The sequence below is a fragment of the Sinobacterium norvegicum genome (genome assembly GCF_923077115.1).
Lineage (GTDB): Bacteria > Pseudomonadota > Gammaproteobacteria > Pseudomonadales > Sinobacteriaceae > Sinobacterium > Sinobacterium norvegicum.
In genome coordinates, this window is sequence record NZ_CAKLPX010000004.1 from 355,607 (window position 1) to 380,595 (window position 24,989).

Annotated in this window: 25 protein-coding genes; 10 read left to right on the forward strand and 15 right to left on the reverse strand. The window is 49.1% G+C overall.

Annotated features, from left to right (window positions below):
• Positions 1–98: 98 nt before the first annotated feature.
• Complete coding sequence (locus L9P87_RS16200) at positions 99–1,454, forward strand: FAD-dependent oxidoreductase (RefSeq protein ID WP_237445806.1); 1,356 nt, start codon at positions 99–101, stop codon at positions 1,452–1,454.
• A gap of 225 nt (positions 1,455–1,679) precedes the next feature.
• Positions 1,680–1,955 carry an HU family DNA-binding protein gene (locus tag L9P87_RS16205; RefSeq protein WP_237445807.1) on the forward strand — a complete coding sequence of 92 codons (276 nt, stop codon included), beginning with the start codon at positions 1,680–1,682 and terminating at the stop codon, positions 1,953–1,955.
• 49 nt (positions 1,956–2,004) lie between these two features.
• Here the strand turns inward: L9P87_RS16205 and recG are convergent, their stop codons facing one another.
• Positions 2,005–4,080, reverse strand: a complete 2,076-nt coding sequence (gene recG / locus L9P87_RS16210) for an ATP-dependent DNA helicase RecG (protein WP_237445808.1) — start codon at positions 4,078–4,080, stop codon at positions 2,005–2,007.
• A 107-nt stretch (positions 4,081–4,187) separates the two neighbouring features.
• Here recG and L9P87_RS16215 point away from each other — a divergent pair, with 107 nt between their 5' ends.
• The gene (locus L9P87_RS16215) at positions 4,188–5,045 is read left to right on the forward strand and encodes an NAD-dependent epimerase/dehydratase family protein (protein WP_237445809.1); all 858 of its coding nucleotides are present in this window, start codon (positions 4,188–4,190) and stop codon (positions 5,043–5,045) included.
• 46 nt (positions 5,046–5,091) lie between these two features.
• Here L9P87_RS16215 and L9P87_RS16220 read toward each other — a convergent pair whose 3' ends face one another.
• From L9P87_RS16220 to L9P87_RS16255, 8 genes are all read right to left on the reverse strand, one after another.
• Positions 5,092–5,475 carry a RidA family protein gene (locus tag L9P87_RS16220; RefSeq protein WP_237445810.1) on the reverse strand — a complete coding sequence of 128 codons (384 nt, stop codon included), beginning with the start codon at positions 5,473–5,475 and terminating at the stop codon, positions 5,092–5,094.
• Between the two features lie 73 nt (positions 5,476–5,548).
• Positions 5,549–7,666, reverse strand: coding sequence for a RelA/SpoT family protein (locus tag L9P87_RS16225; protein WP_237445811.1), 2,118 nt, complete (start codon positions 7,664–7,666; stop codon positions 5,549–5,551).
• Between the two features lie 144 nt (positions 7,667–7,810).
• The gene (rpoZ, locus tag L9P87_RS16230) at positions 7,811–8,065 is read right to left on the reverse strand and encodes a DNA-directed RNA polymerase subunit omega (protein WP_237445812.1); all 255 of its coding nucleotides are present in this window, start codon (positions 8,063–8,065) and stop codon (positions 7,811–7,813) included.
• A 133-nt stretch (positions 8,066–8,198) separates the two neighbouring features.
• The gene (gene gmk, locus L9P87_RS16235; RefSeq protein ID WP_237445813.1) at positions 8,199–8,822 is read right to left on the reverse strand and encodes a guanylate kinase; all 624 of its coding nucleotides are present in this window, start codon (positions 8,820–8,822) and stop codon (positions 8,199–8,201) included.
• A 172-nt stretch (positions 8,823–8,994) separates the two neighbouring features.
• Positions 8,995–11,139, reverse strand: coding sequence for a c-type cytochrome (locus tag L9P87_RS16240; RefSeq protein WP_237445814.1), 2,145 nt, complete (start codon positions 11,137–11,139; stop codon positions 8,995–8,997).
• Between the two features lie 2 nt (positions 11,140–11,141).
• Positions 11,142–11,759: a cbb3-type cytochrome c oxidase subunit II gene (locus L9P87_RS16245; protein WP_237445815.1), complete on the reverse strand. Its 618-nt coding sequence runs from the start codon at positions 11,757–11,759 to the stop codon at positions 11,142–11,144.
• Positions 11,756–13,171 (reverse strand): cytochrome-c oxidase, cbb3-type subunit I, encoded by a 1,416-nt coding sequence (ccoN, locus tag L9P87_RS16250; protein ID WP_237445816.1) that lies wholly within the window; start codon positions 13,169–13,171, stop codon positions 11,756–11,758. Before ccoN ends, L9P87_RS16245 begins: the two co-directional genes overlap by 4 nt.
• Complete coding sequence (locus tag L9P87_RS16255) at positions 13,168–13,512, reverse strand: c-type cytochrome (protein ID WP_237445817.1); 345 nt, start codon at positions 13,510–13,512, stop codon at positions 13,168–13,170. Before L9P87_RS16255 ends, ccoN begins: the two co-directional genes overlap by 4 nt.
• An 81-nt stretch (positions 13,513–13,593) precedes the next feature.
• On the opposite strand from L9P87_RS16255, the gene L9P87_RS16260 reads away from it, so the two are divergent.
• Positions 13,594–13,734, forward strand: coding sequence for a hypothetical protein (locus tag L9P87_RS16260; protein ID WP_237445818.1), 141 nt, complete (start codon positions 13,594–13,596; stop codon positions 13,732–13,734).
• Here the strand turns inward: L9P87_RS16260 and L9P87_RS16265 are convergent.
• A complete protein-coding gene (locus L9P87_RS16265) occupies positions 13,693–14,574 on the reverse strand; it encodes a YicC/YloC family endoribonuclease (protein ID WP_237445819.1) in 882 nt (293 codons plus the stop codon). The genes L9P87_RS16260 and L9P87_RS16265 overlap by 42 nt on opposite strands.
• A gap of 206 nt (positions 14,575–14,780) precedes the next feature.
• Between L9P87_RS16265 and rph the strand changes: the two genes are divergently transcribed.
• The gene (gene rph / locus L9P87_RS16270; RefSeq protein ID WP_290368526.1) at positions 14,781–15,500 is read left to right on the forward strand and encodes a ribonuclease PH; all 720 of its coding nucleotides are present in this window, start codon (positions 14,781–14,783) and stop codon (positions 15,498–15,500) included.
• 50 nt (positions 15,501–15,550) lie between these two features.
• Here the strand turns inward: rph and L9P87_RS16275 are convergent, their stop codons facing one another.
• A complete protein-coding gene (locus L9P87_RS16275; protein ID WP_237445820.1) occupies positions 15,551–16,324 on the reverse strand; it encodes an exodeoxyribonuclease III in 774 nt (257 codons plus the stop codon).
• A gap of 278 nt (positions 16,325–16,602) precedes the next feature.
• Here L9P87_RS16275 and pyrE point away from each other — a divergent pair, with 278 nt between their 5' ends.
• Together pyrE and L9P87_RS16285 are read left to right on the forward strand one after the other, a co-directional pair.
• A complete protein-coding gene (gene pyrE / locus L9P87_RS16280; protein ID WP_237445821.1) occupies positions 16,603–17,244 on the forward strand; it encodes an orotate phosphoribosyltransferase in 642 nt (213 codons plus the stop codon).
• A 48-nt stretch (positions 17,245–17,292) separates the two neighbouring features.
• Entirely contained in the window at positions 17,293–17,919 is a 627-nt protein-coding gene (locus tag L9P87_RS16285) for a hypothetical protein (protein ID WP_237445822.1), read from the forward strand.
• Between the two features lie 28 nt (positions 17,920–17,947).
• Here the strand turns inward: L9P87_RS16285 and slmA are convergent, their stop codons facing one another.
• The 4 genes from slmA to coaBC form a co-directional block, all read right to left on the reverse strand.
• Positions 17,948–18,550 (reverse strand): nucleoid occlusion factor SlmA, encoded by a 603-nt coding sequence (slmA, locus tag L9P87_RS16290; RefSeq protein ID WP_237445823.1) that lies wholly within the window; start codon positions 18,548–18,550, stop codon positions 17,948–17,950.
• Between the two features lie 91 nt (positions 18,551–18,641).
• Positions 18,642–19,541 (reverse strand): acetylglutamate kinase, encoded by a 900-nt coding sequence (gene argB, locus L9P87_RS16295; RefSeq protein ID WP_237445824.1) that lies wholly within the window; start codon positions 19,539–19,541, stop codon positions 18,642–18,644.
• A 57-nt stretch (positions 19,542–19,598) separates the two neighbouring features.
• A complete protein-coding gene (locus tag L9P87_RS16300) occupies positions 19,599–21,992 on the reverse strand; it encodes a phosphomannomutase/phosphoglucomutase (RefSeq protein WP_237445825.1) in 2,394 nt (797 codons plus the stop codon).
• A gap of 83 nt (positions 21,993–22,075) precedes the next feature.
• On the reverse strand, positions 22,076–23,275 hold the full coding sequence (gene coaBC, locus L9P87_RS16305) for a bifunctional phosphopantothenoylcysteine decarboxylase/phosphopantothenate--cysteine ligase CoaBC (protein ID WP_237445826.1): 1,200 nt from the start codon (positions 23,273–23,275) through the stop codon (positions 22,076–22,078).
• A 100-nt stretch (positions 23,276–23,375) separates the two neighbouring features.
• On the opposite strand from coaBC, the gene radC reads away from it, so the two are divergent.
• From radC to rpmG, 3 genes are all read left to right on the forward strand, one after another.
• Positions 23,376–24,050 (forward strand): RadC family protein, encoded by a 675-nt coding sequence (radC, locus tag L9P87_RS16310; protein ID WP_237445827.1) that lies wholly within the window; start codon positions 23,376–23,378, stop codon positions 24,048–24,050.
• Between the two features lie 196 nt (positions 24,051–24,246).
• A complete protein-coding gene (rpmB, locus tag L9P87_RS16315) occupies positions 24,247–24,483 on the forward strand; it encodes a 50S ribosomal protein L28 (protein WP_237445828.1) in 237 nt (78 codons plus the stop codon).
• Between the two features lie 11 nt (positions 24,484–24,494).
• A complete protein-coding gene (gene rpmG, locus L9P87_RS16320) occupies positions 24,495–24,665 on the forward strand; it encodes a 50S ribosomal protein L33 (protein WP_123713664.1) in 171 nt (56 codons plus the stop codon).
• Positions 24,666–24,989 lie beyond the last annotated feature (324 nt).

Here is a 24,989-nt window from a genome sequence, read left to right on the forward strand (position 1 = left end):
CAACTTGCAACTATTTGATTGGTAACACTGATCATAGTGGTATTCATTTTTGCTGATGACGAATGTATCGTCCAGCTCAGTAATAGGTAGGCTAAAAAATGGCTAAGTGGGAATGTATTGTTTGTGGCTGGATTTACGATGAAGTAACTGGCGACCCTGATAGTGGCCTTGCGCCGGGCACGAAGTGGGATGATATTCCCGAAGATTGGACCTGCCCAGACTGTGGCGTGGGCAAGGAAGATTTCGAGCTGATCCCCGGTGACGAAGATGATACCGCTGAGACAGAGCATCACTCTGCAACAGCCAAGCCGATTGTTATCATTGGTACCGGCCTTGCCGGTTATAACCTGATTAAAGAGATCCGCAAAAACGATAAAGAAACCCCGGTTATTATGGTTACCGGCGATGACGGTCGCAGCTACTCGAAGCCAATGCTGTCGACTGGCTTTACCCGTAATACCGATGCTGACGGCCTGATGCAAGCTGATGCAGGCAAGATGGCGATTCAATTCGACGTGAGTATTTGGACCAATACACAGGTTACTAACATCGATACTGCGCAGCAGACAATTACCGCCGAAGGTGTGGTTGTTGAGTATGCCAGCCTGGTTCTTGCCTGGGGTGCTGATGTCATTCGTCCGCCGATTGGTGGTGATGCAACTGACAGTGTTTTTTCCTGTAATGACTTGGTTGACTATGCCACTTTCCGTGCCGAGCTTAAAAAGCGTAAGGCTAAGAAGGTCGTTATTATCGGTGGTGGACTGATCGGTTGTGAATTCACCAACGATTTATTGAACGGTGATTTTGATATTGAGACTGTCGACCCTCTCGGCTACTGCCTACCAACATTGTTACCAGAAGCTGCAGGCAAGTCAGTACAGGCTGCACTGGAAGAGAAGGGGGCTAAGTTCCACTTCGGCCCGCTGGTAACCGAGGTTAACCACAAGGATGGCGCGCTGGGTGTTACCTTGAATAACGGTGATGTGCTGGATGCGGATATCGTGGTTTCTGCCGTCGGTGTACGTCCACGTACTGAGCTGGCTGTGCAGGCCGGCATTACTACCAATCGTGGTGTTGTCGCCAACCGTCTGCTTGAAACCAGTGCCGCCAATGTCTACACCTTGGGTGATTGTGCTGAGGTTGAGGGCAACGTATTGTTCTATGTCGCACCGCTGATGGCCTGTGCTCGCGCCCTAGCGAAAACGTTAACTGGTACGCCGACAGAGGTTAGCTACCCAGCAATGCCTGTGACAATTAAGACGCCGGCTTGTCCTGTGGTGGTTTCACCTGCACCGCGTGACGTTGAAGGCGAGTGGACGATTCAGCAAGAAGGCAACAATGTTGTTGCTGAATTCCGCAATGCTGCCGGTGAATTGCTTGGCTTTGCCTTAACTGGCGAAGGTACCAGTGAAAAAATGCGTTTACAAAAAGAATTGCCAGCAATTATGGCATAAATGTTCTTGTTGACTAAAAAACCGCGCTACAGCGCGGTTTTTTTATGCCTGAGTGATAATTTATCATTGCAAGCCCTAGTTAAAATGGTTAACTTGTAGGGAGTGGAAGGGTTGTGGCTACTAGCTTGGAGCTGCACCTGTTATCAAGGGAGCAACCAAATCTTCTCTTTTCCCTAACAAAATAAATAACTAAAAAAAACAACAACACAGTCAAGGAGTTGTATTATGCGCAAGCCAGAGTTGGTCGCCGCAATAGCTGACAAAGCTGATTTAAGCCAGGATAAGGCAGCACAGGCCCTAGCCGCAATACTCGAAGAAATGTCTACGGCCCTCGGTCGCGATGAGTCAATTTCACTGGTCGGCTTCGGTACTTTCGAGCAGCGTCATCGCGCAGCACGCACCGGTAAAAACCCTCAAACCGGTGAAGCGATCAAAATTAAAGCGAGTAACACCGTTGGTTTTAAGCCCGGCAAAGCGCTGAAAGAAAAAGTCGCAGAATAGATTTCTCGTTTTAAAAAAAGCGGCTTAGGCCGCTTTTTTTGTCTTTGCTTTAGGCGTGGCCATAGCGCGCCGCATCGGGTAACCAACGACTGATGATACCCTCAAGGTTTTCTGGGTACTCTGCTATCAGTGTGTCGGCCGCCGCTTTGACGGGTTCAAGCAGGGCCTGATCTCTGGTTAAATCGGCCATTTTAAACTGCATCAAACCCGTCTGCCTCGTGCCTAATACTTCGCCCGGGCCTCTGAGTTCTAAATCTTTTTCTGCGATATAGAAACCATCGTTGCTTTCACGCATGGCGGTTAGGCGCTCTCTGCTTTGCTGTGACAGTGGCGGCTGATACATCAGCACGCAGTGACTGGCGACAGAGCCTCGGCCGACTCGGCCTCGCAGTTGATGCAATTGTGCCAGGCCAAGGCGCTCAGGGTTTTCGATAATCATCAGGCTGGCATTGGGGACATCGACGCCAACCTCGATGACTGTTGTGGCGACTAATAACTGTAACTGATTTCGTTTAAATTGCGCCATGATGTCAGCTTTCTCGGCGGGCTTCATGCGTCCATGAACCAGGCCAACGCCGAGGCCCTTGAGTTTTTTCTGCAGTTCTTCATAGGTGTCTTCTGCGGCTTGAGCTTGCAGTTGCTCGGACTCCTCTATCAATGTGCAAACCCAGTATGCTTGTCTGCCATCGATGCAGTTTTGTCGTACACGTTCGATCACTTGTTCGCGACGGCTGTTGTCCATGACCACGGTGTTGATCGGTGTTCTGCCCGGTGGCAGCTCATCAATAATTGAGCAGTCGAGATCGGCGTAGGCGCTCATGGCCAGCGTGCGTGGAATGGGTGTTGCTGTCATGATCAGCTGATGAGGGTAGAGGCCGAGATGGGCGCCCTTCTCCCTCAGCGCTAATCGCTGGTGTACACCGAAGCGATGTTGTTCATCGATGATAGCCAAGCCCAATTTGGCAAAATGAACCTCTTGTTGAAATAGTGCGTGGGTGCCGACGACGATGGGGGCCTCTCCCGAGGCGATTAAGTCGAGTTGCTGCTGGCGTTTTTTCCCCTTCAATTTACCGCTCAACCAAGCTGTTTTTATCCCCAGAGGCTGGAACCACGTGGTGAAGTTGATGAGGTGCTGCTCGGCTAATATCTCTGTGGGCGCCATGATGGCAACCTGATAATCATTCTCGACAGCGGCCATTGCTGCCATTGCTGCGACCACGGTCTTACCCGAGCCGACATCCCCTTGCACCAGTCTCAACATCGGCAAGCTACTGGCGATGTCGGTGAGAATTTCGGTGCTGACTTTTTGTTGTGCGGCCGTTAATTGAAAGGGTAGGGCGTCAAGAAACTGTTGTTGTAATTTGCCGTTAGCCGGTAGTTTGGGGGCCGGCTGCAGTTGGGCGATATTGCGCAGTTTCAACAGGCTAAGATTGTGGGCCAACAATTCTTCGAAGGCGAGACGCTGCTGAATCGGGTGTTTACCGTTGCTCAGCGCCTCGGTATTAGCGTCGGTAGGGGGCTTGTGCAAAAACTGAATGGCTTGTTCCAGTGTTGTTGTTGCAATGGGGCCACAATTTTCAGGCAGCCACTCACGCAGACGATGCTTTTTGAGTAAAAGCAGTGCCTGTTCCGTTAGCTTGCGCCAGCCTGCCTGATGCATGCCTTCTGTGGATGGGTAAACTGGGGTTAAGCTGTCATCACCGCCTTGATAACTATCGGTGACGAGTTTGTATTCGGGATGATAAAACTCGATACCGCTGGCGCCTCTTCTGGCTTCACCAAAGCAGCGGATACGAGTCCCAGCCGTTAGGTTGTTTTTTTGTGCTGCGGTAAAATGAAAAAAACGCAGGGTTACTGTACCGGTATGATCTTGCAGCTTGCAGACGAGGCTACGACGGCGCCCCATGACCACGTTGCAACCTTTGACCTCGCCTTCTATCACCGCCTCGCTGCCCATCTGTAGTGCGGCCAACGGGGTAATTTTTGAGCGATCTTGATAGCGCATCGGCAGGTGGAATAACACGTCTTGCACGCTGAATACGCCAATTTTATTCAGCTTTTCTACCATTTTTGGCCCTACGCCTTTGAGAGTAGATACCGTCAGTTGGTCGAGATAGTCGCTCATAAAGGTTTGCCGGTCGTTATAAGTCTGTAAAATGTTGAATTAGATAGGCTAAAAGTAACACTGGATATATCTACAGTGCAAATTATTGATGATAATAGGAGCTGCTAATGGCAAGGGTTTTACTGGTGGGTTGCGGTCGTTTGGGCTTGGCTGTGGCGAAGTTGCTGCACAAGAAGGATCATAGCGTGACCGGTTTGAGGCGCGATATATCGCAGCTGCCTGATTATATTACCGGTATTTCTGCGGATATCACCAAGCCTAAAACGCTACAGCAACTGCAGTTGATGACCTTCGAATACATAGTGGTTGCGACGACGGCGGGTGAGTTTAATGATGCGGCTTATCGGCGAACTTATGTCGACGGCTTGGCTAATTTGTTGGCCGCTATAGCGGGCCCTGTTAAGCGGTTGTTTCTGGTGTCGAGCACCAGTGTCTATCATCAGTGCGATGGCTCGGTTGTTGACGAGCAATCGGCAACGCTGCCCAATCACTTTTCTGGTTGTCGTCAACTCGAGGCAGAGACCATTGCCAATAATGGGCCAATTGCCAGCACAGTGGTACGTTTCTCAGGCATTTACGGCCCTGGCCGTTATCGTTTGATCGAACAGGTATTGAATCATCAAGGCGGCAGCAGCGAGCTTTTTACTAACCGAATTCATATCGATGATTGTGCTGCTATTTTAGTTTTTTTATTAAGCCAATGTGAAAATAAAAAATCGGTTGATTCTGTTTATATAGGGACAGATAGCTCGCCAGTGACGATGGCGGAAATAAAAAATTGGTTGGCTGTAATGTTAGGTGTCGATAAGAATGATTTGATTGCAGCAAAGGACGGCGCAAGAAGGTCGAGCAAAAAGATATCCAATAATAAGTTGTTAGCCTTGGGTTATCATTTTAAATACCCTGATTATAAGTCAGGATATGGCCCGGTTGTAAAAAATTGGCTAGACAAGAATAAGAAATAATTTTCTCAATATATGGGCTGCTACAAATAACAGCCCATGAAGAAATTTATAAAACTAAAATCATTTCTATTTCCACCGGCACGCCTTTGGGTAGGGCGGCGACCTGAACACAGGCTCGGGCGGGATAGGGCTGTTCAAAATACGAGGCCATAACAGCGTTGACCGCAGCAAAATCATTCAAGTCAGTGACGGATATATTGAGCTTTACTGCATCTTTAAGGCTGCCGCCTGCAGCTTCTGCAACGGCTTTTAAATTTTCAAAAACCTGCGTTGTTTTGGCACTGATATCGCCCTCTGCCACTTCCATTGTTTCTGGTACCAAAGGAATCTGACCAGAAATATAAACCGTGTTGTCGGCCTTGATAGCCTGAGAGTACGGGCCGATAGCGGCGGGCGCTTTTGAAGTGTGGATGGCGGCTTTATTGCTCATAATACAATCTCGAATAATAATAAAAGACAGACCGTAGGCCAGCGAGTAGCAACGGCAAGTGGTTATAGTATTGTTATTGCTTGACGCGGTTAACCTTAACAGCACCTTGTATGGCTCGAATATGTCTAATCATCCGGGCTAGGTGGACGCGGTCATTGACGGCTACGGTCAAAAACATGGTAGTAAACTGGGAGTCACTATCGCCGGTGGTTATCTTATCGATATTAGCGCCGAGGGCATTAATACGAGAGGCTAATAATGCAAGCATGCCACGGCGGTTTTCTAATTGTAGACGAAGCTCTGCCATGAACTCACCCTCGACTTCTTCAGCCCAGTTTAGCGGCATACACTTGTCGTGGTTGTGGCGTATATCCTTAACGTTGCTACAGCCATCACGGTGGACTACGATGCCGCGTCCGGCATTTAAATGGCCGACAATGTGGTCTCCCGGTATCGGGGAGCAGCAGCGAGCGTAGCTGACAATCAGCCCTTCTGTGCCGGAGATTATCAGTGGCTCAGGGGTGGTAATTTCGTCACCCTCTTGGCTGTCGACATGTTGGGCCAGCGTTTGTGCGGTTAAAAATGCCACGCGGTTACCGAGGCCAATGTCTTCGAGTACAAAATCAAAGTTACTGTGGCCGCTTTGTCGAAGTAAGGGTGCCAGTTGTTCATTGGTTAAATCATCGAGGCTGGTGCCAAGATTGTTGAGCGCCTTTTCGAGTAGTTTACGGCCAAGGGAAATTGATTGTGCGTGACGCTTGGTCTTCAAGAAGTGTCGAATGGTTGAGCGTGCTTTGCCGGTGGTAACGAATTTCAACCAGGCTGGGGTCGGGTGTGCCGATGGCGAGGTGATGATTTCAACGGTTTGGCCGTTTTGCAGTGGCTCTGACAGCGGCGCCAGCTGCTTGTTGAGCCTGGCTGCAACACAGCTATTACCGATGTCGGTATGCACGGCATAGGCAAAATCGAGGGCGGTGGCACCATTGGCTAATTCGAGAATTTTACCTTTAGGGGTAAAGACATAAACCTCGTCGGGAAACAGGTCAATCTTAACGTTCTCGATAAATTCGAGAGAGCTGGCCGCATTAGCTTCCATCTCGAGCAGGCCCTGTACCCATTTTCGCGCCTGTGCATGGCTGACATCGAGGGCGGCATCTTCAGAGCTTTTATACAGCCAGTGCGCAGCAATGCCGCTGTTGGCCATGTCTTCCATATCGGTGGTGCGAATTTGCACCTCAATTGGAATACCATGTGGGCCGAATAATACGGTGTGTAGAGACTTATAACCGTTGGCTTTAGGGATGGCGATGTAGTCTTTAAATTGACCGGGCACTGGCTTGTAGAGTGAGTGGATTACACCCAGTGCGCGGTAGCATCGGTCGACAGAGTCAACAATCACGCGGAAGGCGAAGACATCCATAATATCGGAAAAAGATTTCTTCTTGCTGCGCATTTTCTGATAAATGCCGTAGAGATGCTTTTCTCGACCGATGACTTTAACGCTGTGATTCTCCTGCTCGAGCTTTTCGATCAGGCTGGTACGGGTTTTATCGATCAGCTCGCGACGGTTACCGCGGGTGGCATCGACGGCAGCTTTAACTCGGGTCGAGCGCATCGGGTGCAGTGCTTGAAAACCAAGCTCTTCGAGCTCTAGACGGCATTCGTTCATGCCTAGGCGGTTAGCAATGGGGGCGTATATTTCCAATGTTTCCTTGGCAATGCGGCGCTTCTTCTCGGGCCGCAAAACACCTAAGGTGCGCATATTATGCAGTCTATCGGCGAGCTTAACTAGGATGACGCGAATGTCTTTCGCCATCGCCAAGGCCATCTTCTGAAAGTTTTGTGCCTGTTGTTCAGCGCGAGTCTCAAAGGTGATTTGCGTCAGCTTCGATACCCCGTCGACCAAATCGGCGACGGTATCACCAAATTGTTCGGCCAGGGCTATTTTGGCAATGCCGGTGTCTTCGATCACATCGTGTAGCATCGCAGCCATTAAGCTTTGATGATCCATATGCATATCGGCAAGAATAAAGGCGACAGCTAAGGGGTGGGTCACATAAGGTTCGCCGCTGCGACGAAGTTGGCCGTCGTGGGCTTGCTCGGCATAGAAGTATGCGCGGCGGACTTGCTGGATTTGCTCAGGCTCAAGATAAGAATTGAGCTGATCCGAGAGTAAAGCGATGTTTTGCACTAGTGCCCCATATCGATACGGTTATCGAAAACTGCTAATAATCAAGACGCTTGTACTGTATAAAGTTGCGTTATAGATGATTTATAACGCAAAACCGACGACCTGAATAGTGTTTTTTCAGGTCACCGTGGAGTAGCCCTAGGCTTACTCTTCTGAAGCGAACTCAGCCTGCGCTTCATCGAAGGCTGCCTGACGCTCTTCGTCATCCATTTTTTGCTGGCTAACAAGGCCGGCGGCAATCTCGCGAAGAGCGATAACCGTAGCCTTGTCAGAATCCTCTTCAACCTTAGGCTCTTTTCCGCCAGTGGCCAATTGACGGGCGCGCTTGCTGGAAACCATCACTAATTGAAAGCGGTTTTCAACGTGTTCTAAACAATCTTCTACAGTAACTCGGGCCATAATAATCTCGCAGTGTTAAACCATGTCAGGCGGCTGTTGATAAACAGCTACCCCAATTTAAGAGAGTATACAAAAAACCAAGGCCAGTTTCTAACCTTGGTTGAAAAATAGTCGATATTTTGTGTTCAAGCGGTTAGCTCGACAGTAGCTCACCGATTAAGGCGGCCTGCCTAGCGTGTTGTGGTTCTGCAAACAGGCGTTGAGCGCGGATAATACAGCGCAAATCCTTGAGAGCTGTGTCGAAGCACTCGTTGACGACTAAGTAGTCGGCCTCAACATAGTGTGACATCTCGCTAATGGCCTCATCCATTCTGCCGGCGATGACGCTGGCTTCATCTTGGCCGCGTCCTGTTAAACGCTCAAGCAGTGCCTCTTTAGAAGGAGGCAAAATGAAAATAGAGCGGGTTGCTGGCAGCAATTTTTTAACCTGTTGTGCACCCTGCCAGTCGATCTCTAGAATGACATCGATACCCTGAGCTAAGGTTTCTTCCACCCAGAGCTGGCAAGTGCCGTAGTGGTTGCCGAACACTTCTGCCGACTCAATGAACTGTCCTGCCTCCAGCATAGTTTGAAATTGCTCATGGCTGACAAAGTGGTAGTTAACACCGTCGACCTCACCGGGGCGTGCCGGGCGGGTAGTGTGAGAGACAGAGACTTGGACAAATGTTTTGCTTTCGATTAAGGCCTTTACCAAGCTGGTTTTACCGGCACCTGAAGGTGCTGCAATGGTATATAAGGTGCCGCGTTCACTGCTCATAACTGTACTCTAAATCTGGGCGCAAAAAATGGGAGGAGCATTTTAGAGGCGGCAAGATCCATAAAAATTAGGTTAAGCGCCACATAAAATTCAATCGACCATAATAACATTGATTGACTCGGCATAGGTAGGGCTAGTGTTATTTGAAGGTTTGGTCGCTGGATTCAACAGACTAATCGACATCGATATTCCTGTCGCGGCTATCATACATGTCGGGTGTGGTGTGAAGGTTTCCGGCATACCCTGCCTTTTGTAGCTTCTCGCGGACATCTTTGACATCGTCAGCACTGACGATGTCGTTGCGGTCGCCAAGATATTGACGGATGTAACTGATCAGCTGTGATAGCTGCGCATCGGTTAATACGTTTTGGAAGCTCACCATCGGCATGAAGTTTTTCTCTTCGGTCAGATAGCTGGGTTCAAGCCCACGGATAGTCACAGCGATGGTGTTGTAAGGGTCGCTGTGCATAATAATACCGTTATTGAGCAATGTCGGTGCTATGGGTGGGCGTCCTTTGCCGTCGTCGCCATGGCAGACGCCACAGGTTGTGGTGAAAAGGGAGTACATTTCTGATTGCTTGGCTTGTTCGGTAAAGCCGGTGGGTTGAAGTTGTTCCGTGCCCGGAGGAATGCTATTGCTGCCATCGCCAGTCAACAGGTATCCGGCCATGGCCTCGACATCTTGCCTGGTCATAAAACTGGTACTATTTTTGACTACATCTGCCATGCCGCCGAAGGCGGAGCCTTTATCTGAGTGGCCGGTGTGCAGGAAGTCGCTCAACGATTTTACATCCCAGCGATCCTCGTATAGCTCTCGTGCTGAAATATCAGGGGCATGCCAGCCATCAATAATATTGCCCTGGAATATGCGATCGGTCTGTAGTGCTTGAGCAATATTACGAGGCGTATGGCATTCTGAACAGTGGCCCAAGCCCATGACTAAATACTTTCCTCGAGACCAAGCCTCTGCATCCTGCTGCGGGGCATTGCTGGTGAGGTCCAGCGGCGCGGTATCCATAAAAACCAAATTCCAGCCCAGTAAGGCTAGGCGGATGTTGGAGGGAAACAACATGCTGTTGTCGTCGTTGCGGCGTGAGACGGCGGTAATAGACTGCAAATAATCCCACAGGGCCAGGACATCCTCTTCGGTAACATATTGATAAGAGGTATAGGGCATAGCAGGGTAGAGATAGCCATGCTTGCCCTTGCCATCATAGAGTGCGGCCTTAAAGTCTTGATAGCTATAGTCCCCAATGCCTTCGGTGACATGCGGGGTGATATTGGTGGAATACACGGTGCCAAAGGGGGTGACAAATGGTAGGCCGCCGGCAAAGGGTTCGCCACCTTCGGCGCTGTGACAGGCAACGCAGTCACCGGCATAGGCGAGGTATTCACCCCGGTTTATTTTTTGTTCAGCAATGGTGGCAATCTTGGCCTGATGCGCCAGTCGTTCGGCGGTGATAAAGGCGGCAGTGGCCAATATCTCACTGTCGTTTAATTGGCCAGAAAATGCTGGCATGACATTATTGAGGCCATAATTGATGGTGTGCTGAATCTCTTCAATGCTGCCACCATGAACCCAGGCGCTATCTGAGAGGTTTGGTGCGCCAATCGCTTGGCTCCCTCCTGCGTCCGCGCCGTGACAGGCGGCACAATTGTTAAGGTAGGCCGTTTTACCCAAATCGATTTTGACGCTGGGGGCGTTGAGTGGTCGATGCTGCAAAGAGGCGAGGTAGTACGAGATATTCTGTACATCTTCTTTTGGCAAAATAGCTTGCCAGCCAACCATGGCTCCATTTCTGCCTTGCTCAATAGAATGAATAATCGCATCGTCACTGCCACCGTATAACCACACATCGTCGACTAAGTTGGGAAAGTGTTTTTGCCCCTGTCCGTTGGCACGGTGACAGGCGGCGCAATGGGTTTGAAATAGCGCCTTGCCAGAATTAACAATGGCTGGGTTTGCAGCAAGGGCGGTTAAGCTTGGTGGCGAGACATTGCCGACTTGCTCTGTCAGCGAAGTATTGTGTTGTTGTGCAGTATCGTCACTCTGCTGCCAGCCCAGCAGGCCAGGCCAGTTACCCAAGCCAGGATAGAGTAATAAAAATACGGCCGAGCCAGTGAAGGCGACAAGATAGCCCCAAAACATAATCTTGGGAGGAGGGCCGTCGTTCTCGTCGATATTGTCAAAGGTGTCCAGTGTATGTTCTTCGTCGGCAAGATGATTGCTACGCCAATATTTAACCACGACGAATACCATGAAGAGCAAGAAGATAGCGGTGAGGGTAATAACCCATATATTCCAAAAAACCGTCATGGCTATTGCTCCCGGTCGTGCATGGTATCGACGCCGAGGCTTTGCAGGTACCTGATCAAAGCTTCCCCCTGAGTTTTTCCGACTATTTGGATTCGACCGCCATCGATGTCGCTATCGCTATAGGGTACGCCCAGTGACCTTAGTGCGCGCATTTTATCTGCGATATCATCGCCATCAAGTACCGTGTTAAAAAGCCAAGGATAAGATGGCATAATCGATGTGGGGATTACATCGCGAGGGTTGATAAGGTGAATGGCATGCCACCGATCGGAATACTTTCGCCCTATATTGGTTAGGTCTGGCCCTGTCCGTTTAGAGCCCCATAAGTTAGGGAATTCATAGATGTCGTCAGCCTCTTTGTTCGCACGACCATTTCGTAAAATCTCTGGCTCCAGCGGTCGTACCATTTGAGTATGGCAGACATGGCAGCCTTCACTGATGTATATATCACGTCCTGCCAGTTCCAGCGCGGTCAGTGGCTTGGCCTGAGATATCTTGGCCAACTCTGGCGCTAATAAAACGTTGGGCAATACCCATACTAATGCCGAGAGAGCAGCGACGGCCGTGGTGGCAGCGATGAGTATGACGACAGATTTGGTGAAGTCCTTGCTGAGTATCATTGCTTCGCCCCCGCCATGGCAGCCGACGTCACTTCGCTGGCCACTGTCTTGTAGAGGTTGAATACCATCATTAATAAACCGACCACAAAAAAGGCACCACCAACAAAGCGAAGAAACAGCCATGGCGCCTTGAAGTCCATGGCTTCAACAAAGCTATAGCTCAGCGAACCATTGTCCGACTGTGTCAGCCACATATAGCCCTCGCCAATACCGGCAACCCACAGAGCGATGGCGTAAAGTGCAACGCCTATGTGAGCAAACCAAAAATGCCACTTTAATAATCGTACTGACCACAGCTCTTCTCTGCCCCAAAGACGAGGAATAAAGTAATAAAAGACGGCAATAGCTGACATGGCGACCCAGCCAAGTGCTCCTGAATGGACGTGACCGATGATCCATTCGGTATTGTGAGCCACCATATTAAACCAGCGAATAGCTAGCAGAGGCCCCTCAAATGTCGCGAGACAGTAATAGAGTATGGCCGAGAAGAAAAACAACATGATGTAGTCTTTTTTTAGCTTTTCTTTGTTGGATAGCAGAGTCATGGCGCTGTTGTAGGCTCCAGCCCAAGAGGGGACCCAAAGAATCAGCGACATGATGATACCGATATTTTGCACCCACACCGGTACAGAGGAGTAAATCAGATGGTGGGTGCCTGCCCAAGTATAGAACCCCACCAAGCCCCAGAAATGAATAATAGATAAGCGATAGGAATAAATCGGCCGCTGCGCCACCTTGGGGATAAAGTAATAATTCATACCAATGACGCCAGCGGTCAATAGGAAGCCGACGGCGTTGTGGCCCCACCACCACTGTACGATCGCATCCTGGGCTCCTGCGTAGATGGAGTAGGACTTCCACATGCTGACGGGTAAGGCGAGATTATTCACAATAAATATCATGGCAACAACAATGATAAAGGCGCCAAAAAACCAATTAGCAACAAATATGTGGCTGACTTTCCGAGCACCTACTGTGCCGAAAAACAGTACTGCGTATAACACCCAGACCACGGTAATCAGAATATCGATAGGCCACTCAAGCTCTGCGTATTCTTTGCTGGAGGTGAAGCCCAAGGGCAGGGTGATCAGCGCCAGTATGAGAATGAGCTGCCAGCCCCAAAACACCATCCATGACAGGCTTTTGTTAAACAGTGGTGTCTGCCCGGTTCGTTGCACGATATAGAGGGAGGTCCCCATCAAGATATTGACAACAAAGCCAAAGATCACTCCAGAGGTGTGAAGAGGACGAAGGCGTCCAAATTGTATATAGGGTGAATCAAAATTCAGTGCTGGCCAATACAGTTGAGCGGCTAAAAGCACGCCAATAGCCATACCTGCAACGGCCCATATAACAGCGGCAATGATGAAATAGCGAACGACCTTGGTATCATACTCACAGGTTTCAGTCATTTTGTTGACTCATTCTTATTCTTTTTAGTACCCAGCATGGAGTAGTAGTAAGCAATATCCTTCATGTCTTGATCGGTCAACGCGTCGGCCTGCTGTTGCATTAAAATAGCAAGTCCACTGGTGCGCTCTCGAGACTTATAGTCCTTAAGGGCAGAGATGAAATAAGAGGCGCGTTGACCGCGAAGATTGGGATAGGGGTCGGTGGTAGAGATGCCATCGGCACCGTGGCAGGTCATACACACTTTGGCTTTTTGTTGGCCAATAGTAAATTGATCCGTTGTTTCTGCTATCAAGGCGGTGCTGAACAAGAGTATGCCGCAGGAGAGTATTCGTACTTTCATTATTTGTGCCCCATTAAACCTTTAATAAAGTTAGTTTATTAAAGGTTTAATGGGTAGTTTTCAGCGAGAAGTTTTATTCTAGTGACTGCTTTTGTCTGTACGATGGCGATGGCGATGGCGATGGCGATGGCGATGGCGATGGCGATGGCGATGGCGATGGAATGGGAGTCGGCTGGTTTCTTATTCTATATTTTGAATCTGCTCGCGCATCTGTTCAATTAAGACTTTTAGCTCAACGGCAGCCTGGGTAGTTTCGCTGACGATAGATTTTGATGACAAGGTATTGGCCTCGCGGTTGAGCTCTTGCATAAGAAAATCCAGTCTTCTGCCGCAGGCTCCGCCCTTTGTCAGTACGCGTCGAACCTCTGCAATGTGGGTATCCAGGCGGTCGAGTTCTTCGGCGACATCCGATTTTTGCGCCAAATGTACCATTTCTTGTTCGATGCGGTCGTTATCCAAATCGGCTTTTAAGGCGTCGAGTTTGTCGATTAATTTCTGTCGTTGGGCGGCTAAAATAGTGGCGATCTTACTGCGAATATCCGCGGTTATTGCCGCGATGCTGTCCAGTCGTGATAAAACGACGTTTTTCATTTCCTCGCCTTCGCGGGCTCGGCTGTCGACCAGCTGTTCAATGGCTAGCTCGAATAATGCTGTGGCATCGCTCTGCATCTGCTCGCCGTTGAGTTTTTGCTCGGCTAACACACCCGGCCAGCGCAGTAGATCGAGAGAGTTGGGCTGCTGTTGTTCCCCGCCAAGTTGCTGCAGCTGTGATACCGCTGCGAGAAGTTGCCCGGCCAGTTCAGTATTGACGTTGAGGTTCTGCTGCTCTGTTTGCAGGTGAAACCGAAGTGCGCATTCTACTTTGCCGCGAGCTAAATGCTTTTTTAGTGATTCTCTTATCGCCGGCTCCAAGCCTCTGAGCGCCTCGGGTAGTTTGAAGCTGGGCTCAAGATAGCGATGATTTACTGAACGTAACTCCCAGGTTAATTGCCCCCAATCATAGTCGCCCTGCTGACGGCTGAAGGCGGTCATGCTTTTAGTCGTGCGGTTGTTGATGCTCATAGCTAAATGTATCTTCGTTATAGACGAGTAATAGCCACTAATCTTAACGTAAGCTTGGGGAGTTTCCCACTGTGTGGCATGTGGCTGATGGTGTTTGGGGGTGGCGAGCTAAATAGAAGGGTTGTGTTGTTTGCTCGGAGCGGCAGGGGACCACAACTTCACGTATACTGTCGACAAATTTTAGTTCACACAAAGAGGATTACCCCGTGATCAGACCCAGCGGCCGTCAGCCAGATCAACTTCGCCCCGTTACTATTACTCGCCAATACACCTGTCATGCTGAGGGCTCAGTGCTGGTTGAGTTTGGCAATACCAAGGTTATCTGCAATGCCAGTGTTGAGAAGGGCGTACCGCGCTTTCTTCGCGGGGAAGGTAAGGGTTGGTTAACGGCAGAATACGGCATGCTGCCGCGCTCGACGGGTAGCCGCATGGGGCGTGAGGCGGCCCGCGGTAAACAGGGTGGCCGCACTGTTGAAATTCAACGTTTGATTGGCCGTTCGTTACGCGCAGCGGTTGATCTCAGTAAATTGGGTGAATACACCGTATATGTTGACTGCGATGTTATCCAGGCCGATGGCGGCACTCGAACGGCATCAATTACTGGCGCCTGTGTTGCCATTGCCGATGCCTTTAAGAAAATGCAGGCTGACGGTTTGGTAAAAGACAACCCCATGAAAGAGATGATTGCCTCGGTGTCAGTGGGTATTTATCAAGGTGTACCGGTATTGGATTTAGATTACCCTGAGGACTCGAATGCAGAGACCGATATGAATGTCATCATGACCGAGAACGGCGGTTTTGTTGAGGTACAGGGAACAGCCGAGGGCGAGACGTTTAGTCGCCAAGAGTTGAATAGCATGCTGGAATTAGCTGAAAAGGGGATTGCCGAGCTCTCTGAGATGCAGAAAGCGGCACTTGCCGGGTAACTGATTGGCTATTGGCTCGGGCAATCAGCGGATTGTCCGAGCCAATATTGCTAGCTTGGATTGATTTCGTAATCGTAATCCATAATGACCGGTGCGTGATTGGAAAACTCTTTTTTCTTGTAGGCAACACCGTATTCGACTGTCGAGCGTAGGCCGTTCGAAATAATCTGTAAGTCGGTACGCCAGCCATTCTCTTGACGGTTGCCATTGGGCCACCAGGTAAACTCGTCATCATCGCTGTTGACGGTGCGAAAGGCGTCGACGTAGCCCAGTCTGTCGTACAGATTATCCATCCACTGGCGTTCAGTCGGCAAAAAACCCGAACTGTCCTGATTGCCGTCTGGGTCTTGTAAATCGCTTTCATGGTGGGCAATTTGCCAGTTACCGCAGATGACAAATTCGCGTCTTTTATTGCGAATTTTATTCAAGTGACCACCTAATTGCTCAAAGAAAACTTCTTTATTTTCAACTGCCTGAGGGTTGCCGTCGGCGGTATCTGGGGCGAGGATGCAACCGATGCTGATGTTGTCATAATCCGCCTGCATATAGCGGGCCTGGATATCGCTCTCACCAAACCCAAGACCGGTCATAATCGCCTTTGGGATCTCGCGGACATAAATGGCGACGCCGTTGATACCATCGGGAGAATCAAAAAAGTAGCCGTAGTAACCTTCGGGGAAAAATACGTTGTCAGTTAAGTCGTATTCTTGGCAGCGCAAATCTTGAATACAGATGATATCGGCATCCTGGTCAACCACCCAGTCAAAAAAGCCGTTGGATGTTGCCTGTTTTATACCGTCTGCGCAAAAACTAATTATTCTCATGAGTCCCTCGTTATTAAAGCTGCAGCGATTTTAACCGATATCGATAGGTTAGTGGATACGTATAAATAGTAATTTGTTAGTAATCTTACGGTTAAGCTATATTTTATCTTTCTATTTGTTGTCGCAGAAGTTGTAATCAATGCGACATTGAAACCGTGACACGGTAAACTACGCTGTCAAATAGCCTGATATAATTTTTAGGGCGATTTGAGCGCTGTTGCTATAAAAGATAGCCGCTTTTTTTAAAAGATGAAATACGATTTTTTACTGGTGTAACTATGCAAAACTACCAACAAGACTTTATTGATTTAGCGATTAAATATAGCGCCTTAGGCTTCGGTGAGTTCACCTTGAAGTCAGGCCGAGTGAGCCCTTATTTTTTTAATGCAGGCCGCTTTGACAGCGGTGCTGGTCTCGCGATGTTGGGTCGCTGTTACGCCGATGCTATTGTTAAGAGTGGGGTGGAGTTCGATGTCTTGTTTGGCCCAGCCTACAAAGGCATACCGCTAGGCGCGGTTACCGCGGCAGCACTGGCTGAGTTTCATGATATTGACATCCCCTTTGCCTTTAATCGTAAAGAGGCCAAGGATCATGGCGAGGGCGGTACGATAGTTGGTGCCGAGTTGAAGGGGAGAATATTGATTATTGATGATGTGATTACCGCTGGTACAGCAGTGCGAGAAGTCATTGATATCATTAGTGCTGCAGGGGCGACAGCTGCTGGTGTAGTGATTGGCCTTAACCGTGAAGAGCGGGGCAAGGGCAAGCTGTCGGCAATACAGGAAGTAGAGCAAGATTTTGGCATTCCTGTGGTGAGTATTATCACGCTTCAGCATATAGTAGATTATTTGCAGTCAGGCGAAGAGCAACAGGCGTTAGTTGGTCGCATTGATGCCTACCGCGAGATGTATGGAATTTGATCAGTAAGTTGGCGGAGCATTGTGTTCCGCCATTCAACGAGGGTTGCCGTGAATTATAATAAAACAGCTCAGTTACTCACTCTTTTGCTGGCGACATTGAGCGTCTCAGCGCTGGCTGATTATTACCGTTATGTCGGTGATAACAACCGTGTGGTAGTGGTTGATCATCTCAATGAGGACGCTATTCGGTTGGGTTATGAGCGGTTGAACAATAGTGGCCAGGTAATTGAGGTTGTTGACCGCGCAATGACGCGAGAAGAGTCGGCGAAAGTGAATGCCGATAAAATTGAGGCGCAAAGGCTGCAGGAGTGGGATGAACAGCTGCTGCTGAAGTACTCCACTATCAGCGATATCGAAGCCGCTCTGAAGCGAGCACAGCGAGATATTGATGTGCGCTTAGGGATACTAAAAAGTAATCAAAGCGTGCTGAAAACACAGTTATCCAACGAGCGGACTAAGGCGGCTAATCTGGAACGCAATCACCGAGAGGTGCCGGAAGACTTGCAGTTGAGAATTAAAAACCTGGGTCTTGAGCTGGACAGCGTTCGCTCGACAATTGCGATGCGAAGAAAAGAGAAACTCACCACATCTGAGTCCTTTCAGCGCGATATTGAGCGTTTTGAAGAGTTGAAAGCGATTGCAGGCTCTCGAAACCTATATCACTCGGCAAATTAAGAGCGGCCAATCCTTGGCCCGTCGATGATTAGCGACCTGTTTGCTTGAAAAATCCCTGCATAATCAGCGGCCACTGATCGGCCCAGTATTCGGTTGGTTTGCGCTTAAAGTTACTTCGCACGTATTGGTTGATGCGGCCGTCAGCCACCGACATCAGCAGATTTGCCGCAGTGTTGATGGTGACTGTCGGTCTCAGGCCTTCGCGCATTTCTGCCTCACGCAGAATTTGCTTTAGTTGGGTTTCTAGTCGGTCGAAGAACTGAATCACCCGAGAGTGTAGCTTTTCGTTTTCACCGGTCAGGGCGTCGCCAGTTAATATTCGAGTAATGCCTGGGTTGCGCTCGGTAAAAGCCAGTAGCAGAGAGAGAATGGACTCGCAGCGGCTCTCGGCACTGGAAGTTTCCTCCATGATGATTTTAACGCGACTGAAAATAGTCTCTTCGATAAACTCGATCAACGCCTCAAACATCTTCGATTTGCTGGGGAAGTGTCGATATAACGCCGCCTCGGAGACCCCAACCTGCTTGGCCAGTGCCGCAGTGGTAATGCGAGCGCCCGGGCTGGCCTCTAGCATGTGCGCTAACGCCTCAAGGATCTGTTGTCGGCGTGAAATTTTTTGTGCTTGGGTCATAGACTATTGAAAACCTTAAGAGACGGACTCTTTACTATCTAAAATCAACATTCGTCACCGATATTGATGACGAAACTTCGTGGATTGATATTTAACCGCGGTTGGTAATGAGGGTGCCCACACCATCGTCGGTAAATATTTCGAGTAATACTGCATGAGCGACGCGACCATCGACGATATGAGCGGCAGTGGCACCGCCCTTTACCGCGTCGAGTGCGCATTGGATTTTAGGTAGCATGCCGCCATAAATAGTGCCATCTGCTATCAGGTCGTCAACTTGCGGTGTTGTTAAGCCGGTGAGAATGTCACCTTCCTTATCGAGCAAACCGCTTACATTGGTCAATAGCATCAGTTTTTCGGCGTCCATCACCTCAGCAATTTTACCGGCAACCAAGTCGGCATTAATATTGTATGAGGCGCCATCAACGCCGACGCCAATGGGGGCAATCACGGGGATAAAATCACCGCCAATTAGCGTATCGATAACATTACGGTTGATGTAGGAGACCTCGCCAACATGGCCAATATCGATAATTTCAGGGACCTGCATATCGGGTGTCTTATGCTTGACCTCCAGTTTTCTTGCTTGAATAAAGCTGCCGTCTTTACCGGTAATCCCGATGGCCTTGCCGCCGTGTTGGTTGATGGTATTAACAATCTCTTTGTTCACTGAGGCGCCGAGTACCATTTCAACGACATCCATAGTCTCGCTGTCGGTTACACGCATGCCGTTCACAAAACGAGTCTCGATATTAAGCTTGTCGAGTAAACGACCAATTTGTGGGCCGCCGCCGTGAACGACAATGGGGTTGATGCCAACAGTCTTCATCAGCACAATGTCTCGGGCAAATTGCGCGTTTAGTTGGGGGTCTGTCATGGCGTTACCACCAAACTTCACAACAATGGTTTTGCCGGCAAAACGCTGAATATAGGGCAAAGCTTCGGTAAGAACGCTGGCAATATTTGACGCTGCTTTTAAATCTAAAGACATGTGTAGATAAACCTTGAAAACTTAATCTGGGTTGTTGAGGTACTTATTATTTTTCAATTAGAACGTAATATTCTGACTGTTTTCAATATTAAGTAATTGTTCTTTAAATAATTGTTGGATTCTCTCAATGCTTTCTTGGCTATTACCTTCGAATCGCATGGTAAGAGCAGCGCCTGTATTTGAGGCTCTGACCAGTCCCCAGCCATCGGAGAAATCGACACGGACGCCGTCGATGGTTGTTATTTTACCACCACTGAAATCCCCAGTGTTGATTAGCTGGTCGATAATTGTAAATTTAATTTCCTCGGCAACGGGGAAAATCAACTCTGCGGTCCCGATAGGGCTGGGCAGTGCGGTTAGTAAACTATCTAAGCTGCTATCGGTTGTCGATAGTATTTCCACTAATCGGGCGGCGCTGTAGAGGCCATCGTCGAAGCCGAACCATCGCTCTTTGAAGAAGAAGTGACCAGTGAATTCCCCGCCGAGCAAGGCTCCGGTGCTGTGCATTTTATCTTTGATCAGCGAATGACCACTCTTCCACATAATGGGGCGGCCGCCGTAAGAGCTAATGAGTGCGTTGAGGTGGCGGGTACATTTCACATCAAAAACGACATCGGTACCAGGGTTGCGTGAGACGACATCCTGAGCGAATAGCATCAGCAGCTTGTCTGCGTTGATGATTTGGCCAAGATGGTTGACTACGCCAAGGCGATCACCATCACCATCGAAGGCGATACCTAGGTCGGCCTCATTTGCTTTGACGCTGGCGATAAGCTCTTTCAAATTATCGGGGTTGCTTGGGTCTGGATGATGGTTGGGGAAGTTGCCATCCACCTCACAGTACAAAGGGATGACTTCACAGTTTAGGGCTTCAAAAAGGGCTGGTGCTGTTTTTCCTGCGATGCCATTGCCGCAGTCAATAACGAGTTTAAGTGGTTGAGCAATGGCGATGTCGCTGGCGATAAAGTCGATATACTGCTCTTCGATGGCCAGAGAGCTGAGCTCGCCCGTACCTTGCCGATAGTTGCCATCGATAATTCTTTGCTGCAGGGCTGCAATCTGCTCGCTGTGTAATGCCTGTTGGTTGATGACTACCTTTAAGCCGTTGTCAGCAGCGGGGTTGTGGCTGCCGGTAATCATGACACCACTGGTTTGTGCTGAGTTATGAGTGGTGAAATAAAGTAGTGGCGTCGCCAGTTCTCCAATATCGACAACATCAATGCCGCTGCTGCAGAGACCATCGATTAATGCCTGCTTAATACGTGGGCTGGATAGACGACCGTCACTGGCAATTGCAATACTTTGTTCGCCTTGTTCTTGCGCGGCGGAACCGATGGCCTGGCCTATCTGTTTAACGACCGAATCCTGCAGCTGCTTGTCGGCGTTGCCGCGGATGTCGTAAGCGCGGAATATAACGTCATCTGGCTGGCTATCTTCGGTGATGTCGAACATCGCTTCCAGTGGCTCTTCTTGCTCTGCCGCAGGTGCGCTAGGGGTGGGTATCACTTCAGTCGCTGTCTCACTGGCAGGGGGGGTGACAGCCTTAGGCTTGCTTGCTGTATTCGAACTGCCGGTGTTGTTTCTTGCCGCAATTTTCAGTTGTTTTTGCAATGCATCAACGTCTTCTCGGTGCTGGTTTTTCAATAGCTTACCAACGATTAAATAGCCTACGAGGCTGAGGGCTGCAATCAATGCGGCAACGAGAACAGTCAGTAATTGTAGCAGTCCTCGATCGAGTAATAGTGCGCTGGCGGCAGTTGAGCTCAATTGGGAGTCGATAACTAATTTGGGCAGTGTTTGAGAGGTTGATTTTCGACTATAGCCATCACTGGAGATAGCCCCATTGTTAGCAATGTTTTTGCCCGAATAACTTAGGTTGATAATGATATTTTTATTCGGTGACAACAGCTCTGCCGTAATTGCCTTGAGGCTATAACGGGTGAGAATAACACCGGCGATATCACCGTCGCTGCCGGTGACAGGGGTGCTAACCAAGAGTATGTTTTTTTCGTCGTGAAAATAAGCATCGACAACGGTGTTGTTACCCTTGATGGTGGTGTTGCCCACATCCCCCTCAATATTATTCAGCAGCTGTGCCCTGCTGTTGGTATCGAAGATATCGTTAGTGACCGTTAAAATACGAGTATCGATAGCCTGAAAACTATTTGCCTGTAGCATTTTCTCGATACTCTCAGCATTACTGGCTGTGAGTACTATCGATTGCGCCTTGTGTTCCAGGTCATTTTTGAGGGCGGAAATTATCATATCGAATTGCTCGATCTGCCTCTCTCCTAGGCGGTCAGTGATTAGCTGTAACTGCTGGTTCTCGTATGGTGAAATGATATTGCTATCGACGAAACGAAAGCTGAATAGAGTGACGGCGAAAATAATCGCCGGCGTTAAAATTACGGCGGCAAGAAATGGTGAAACTGCTAGTTTTTTATTATTCATAGTGCTTAATCAAGCCTTAAGTCATTATTATTCTGTGCAATAATAGCTCAGCAGGGCGATTAGCCCAGCTCAGCAGAAATAAATTATTGCTTATATTGCGATGCGATTTTAGCAATCAACAATCGGCCAAGCTGTTGCTTGGATGTTTGCGCGATTGCCATGCTGTCGTCGTCGCGGCAAAAAATGGTGACCGCGTTGTCGTCACTGTTGAAGCCAATATTATTGTTGGCAACGTCATTGGCGACAATCATATCTAGGTTTTTGCGCTGCATTTTGTCTTTGGCGTAACGCTCGACATCTTGGGTTTCGGCAGCAAAGCCAACGGTAAAAGGTCGATTTGAATGTGAGGCAACAGCACTGACAATATCGATATTTTTAGTTAGTTGAATGCTCATTGTGTCGTCATTTTTCTTGATTTTTTGCTCTGCCACGGTTGCCGGTCGGTAGTCAGCGACGGCGGCTGTGGCAATAAAAATATCGCACTGCCCGATTTGCTGCATTGCCGATTGGTACATGTCTTGTGCGCTGGTGACATCGATGCGCTGACAGTTTTCTGGGGTAGCTAAATTGACCGGGCCGGCAATAATCGTTGTCAGCGCGCCTGCCTCCGCTGCGGCATTGGCAATAGCGAACCCCATTTTGCCTGAGCTGTGGTTACTAATATAACGAACAGGGTCAATGGCCTCACGCGTGGGACCGGCAGAAATAACGACTCTAATGCCGTCGAGTGCATTGCTTTCGAAGCAATTTGCCACGGTGTAAGCTATGTCGCTGGGCTCCAGCATGCGTCCAGCGCCGACATCGCCACAGGCTTGCTCGCCCTGGTCTGGGCCTGCGACTAGCATTCCCTGCTGCTGCAGCTGTAGAATATTTCGCTGTGTATTTTGATCGTGCCACATTGCCTGGTTCATCGCTGGGGCTAAGACAATGGGGGCGTTGGTCGCTAGGACGAGTGTCGGCAGAAGAGATTTGGCGCCACCGTTGGCAAATTGGGCGATGATGTCTGCTGTTGCCGGTGCAATGACAACAATATCTGCCCAGCGAGCCAGCTCGATATGTCCCATGGATGCTTCGGCTTCAGGGTCTAACAAACTGGTGTGAACGGGGTTGCCAGACAGCGCCTGTAGCGTTAACGGCGTGATAAACTCCTGCGCTGCAGGGGTCATGACGACGCGGACATTGGCGTTTGCTCGTTTAAAAAAACGGATAAGCTCGGCAGATTTGTAGGCAGCAATGCCGCCGGTGACGCCGAGCAAGATATTCTTGTTGGTCAGTTGTTTCATGGGCTATAAGTTAGTAAATGCTAAGTTGTTTAATAAGATACCACTGCTGGGGTGTTATACGAAGTAACAATTTACTGCTATGTGACAGGGAGGTTGCATAATGGCGATTACAGATTGGCCTGAGAGCGAGAGGCCACGTGAGAGATTGATCAGTTACGGTGCTGAGGCGCTGTCTGATGCCGAGTTATTGGCAATATTTTTTAGAACGGGGGTCAAAGGAATGACGGCGGTGGAATTGGCGAGGGGGGTTCTCACTAATTTTGGTGGTCTGGCGGCTATGTTGAATGCCGGCAAGGAGGAATTTTGTCGGGCTCATGGCTTGGGGTTGGCGAAGTATGCACAATTACAGGCAGTGATGGAGCTTGCTAAGCGATACTTGGGAGAGGAGTTGAAGCGTGAGGCGGTGTTGACCACAACTGAGCTGACAAGAGACTATTTGACGTTAAGGTTGCGGGATATTCCACACGAGGTGTTTTTGGTGGTTTTCCTAGATAGTCAGCACCGAGTGATAACCACGGAAGAATTATTCAGGGGGACGATAAATTCAGCCAGTGTTTATCCCCGCGAGGTGATAAAAAGAGCGCTGCACTTCAATGCGGCAGCAATCATATTTGCGCATAATCATCCGTCGGGTGTTGCCGAGCCGAGCCAGGCGGATATTGCGCTGACGAAGCGCTTAAAATCGGCCCTGGAGTATCTTGATATAAATGTTTTAGATCATGTGGTTATAGGTGGTTGCAAGGCTGTTTCTCTGGCTGAAAGAGGACTTGTATAGCGCGAGATCCGGATTAAAAACTGCACATCAAATAAGCTAAAAAAGTTGTTTTTTGAAAATCGATCTGGTATAAAGCGCCCCTCTTGTACGGTCTGGTACTAGCGAGGTGTGCGACACGCCTGAGATTGCCGACCCTAAATTGATTCAAGATTTCGTTAAATTTAAGGTACCCATTTTAGGGTGTGAGGCGATCAGAATGTCTAAAGTCTGTCAGGTTACTGGTAAACGTCCAGTAACAGGTAACAATGTTTCTCACGCAAAGAACCGCACCAAGCGTCGTTTTTTGCCAAATCTTCAATCTCACCGTTTTTGGGTTGAGTCTGAGAACCGTTTCGTAAAGTTGCGTATTTCTACTAAGGGAATGCGTGTTGTTGATAAAAAGGGTATCGATGCAGTTCTTGCTGATCTTCGTGCTCGTGGCGAAAAAGTCTAAGGGGATTTATCATGGCTGCTAAAGGTGCTCGTGAGAAGATCAAGCTAGTTTCAAGTGCTGGTACTGGTCACTTCTACACAACCGATAAGAACAAGCGTAACACTCCAGATAAGATGGTATTTAAAAAGTACGATCCTGTTGTGCGTAAGCATGTTGAATACAAAGAAGCTAAGATCAAGTAATCTTATTTTCTTTACACCCTGTCAAAGGGGTGACATAAAAAAACCGGCGTCAGCCGGTTTTTTTATGTCTGGGATTTTGGGGCCGGTGTTTGGTTTGGGACTGTATCGAGGCTTGTAGGGTGTGGGCTACGGGTAATCCCCTATCTGTGGCGGCTTTCCAGCTTGTTTGTGCTGCTTTTTTGAGCGACTTTTGCCGCGGCTGTAGTTTTTTTACTTTTCTCTCAAAAAGCCCTTGCGTGATTCAGGGCTCGTCCGTATAGTTCGCATCCGTCGTCACCGAGACAGCTTTTAAAGCGCCTCAGGCGACACCGTGAAGACCTTTAT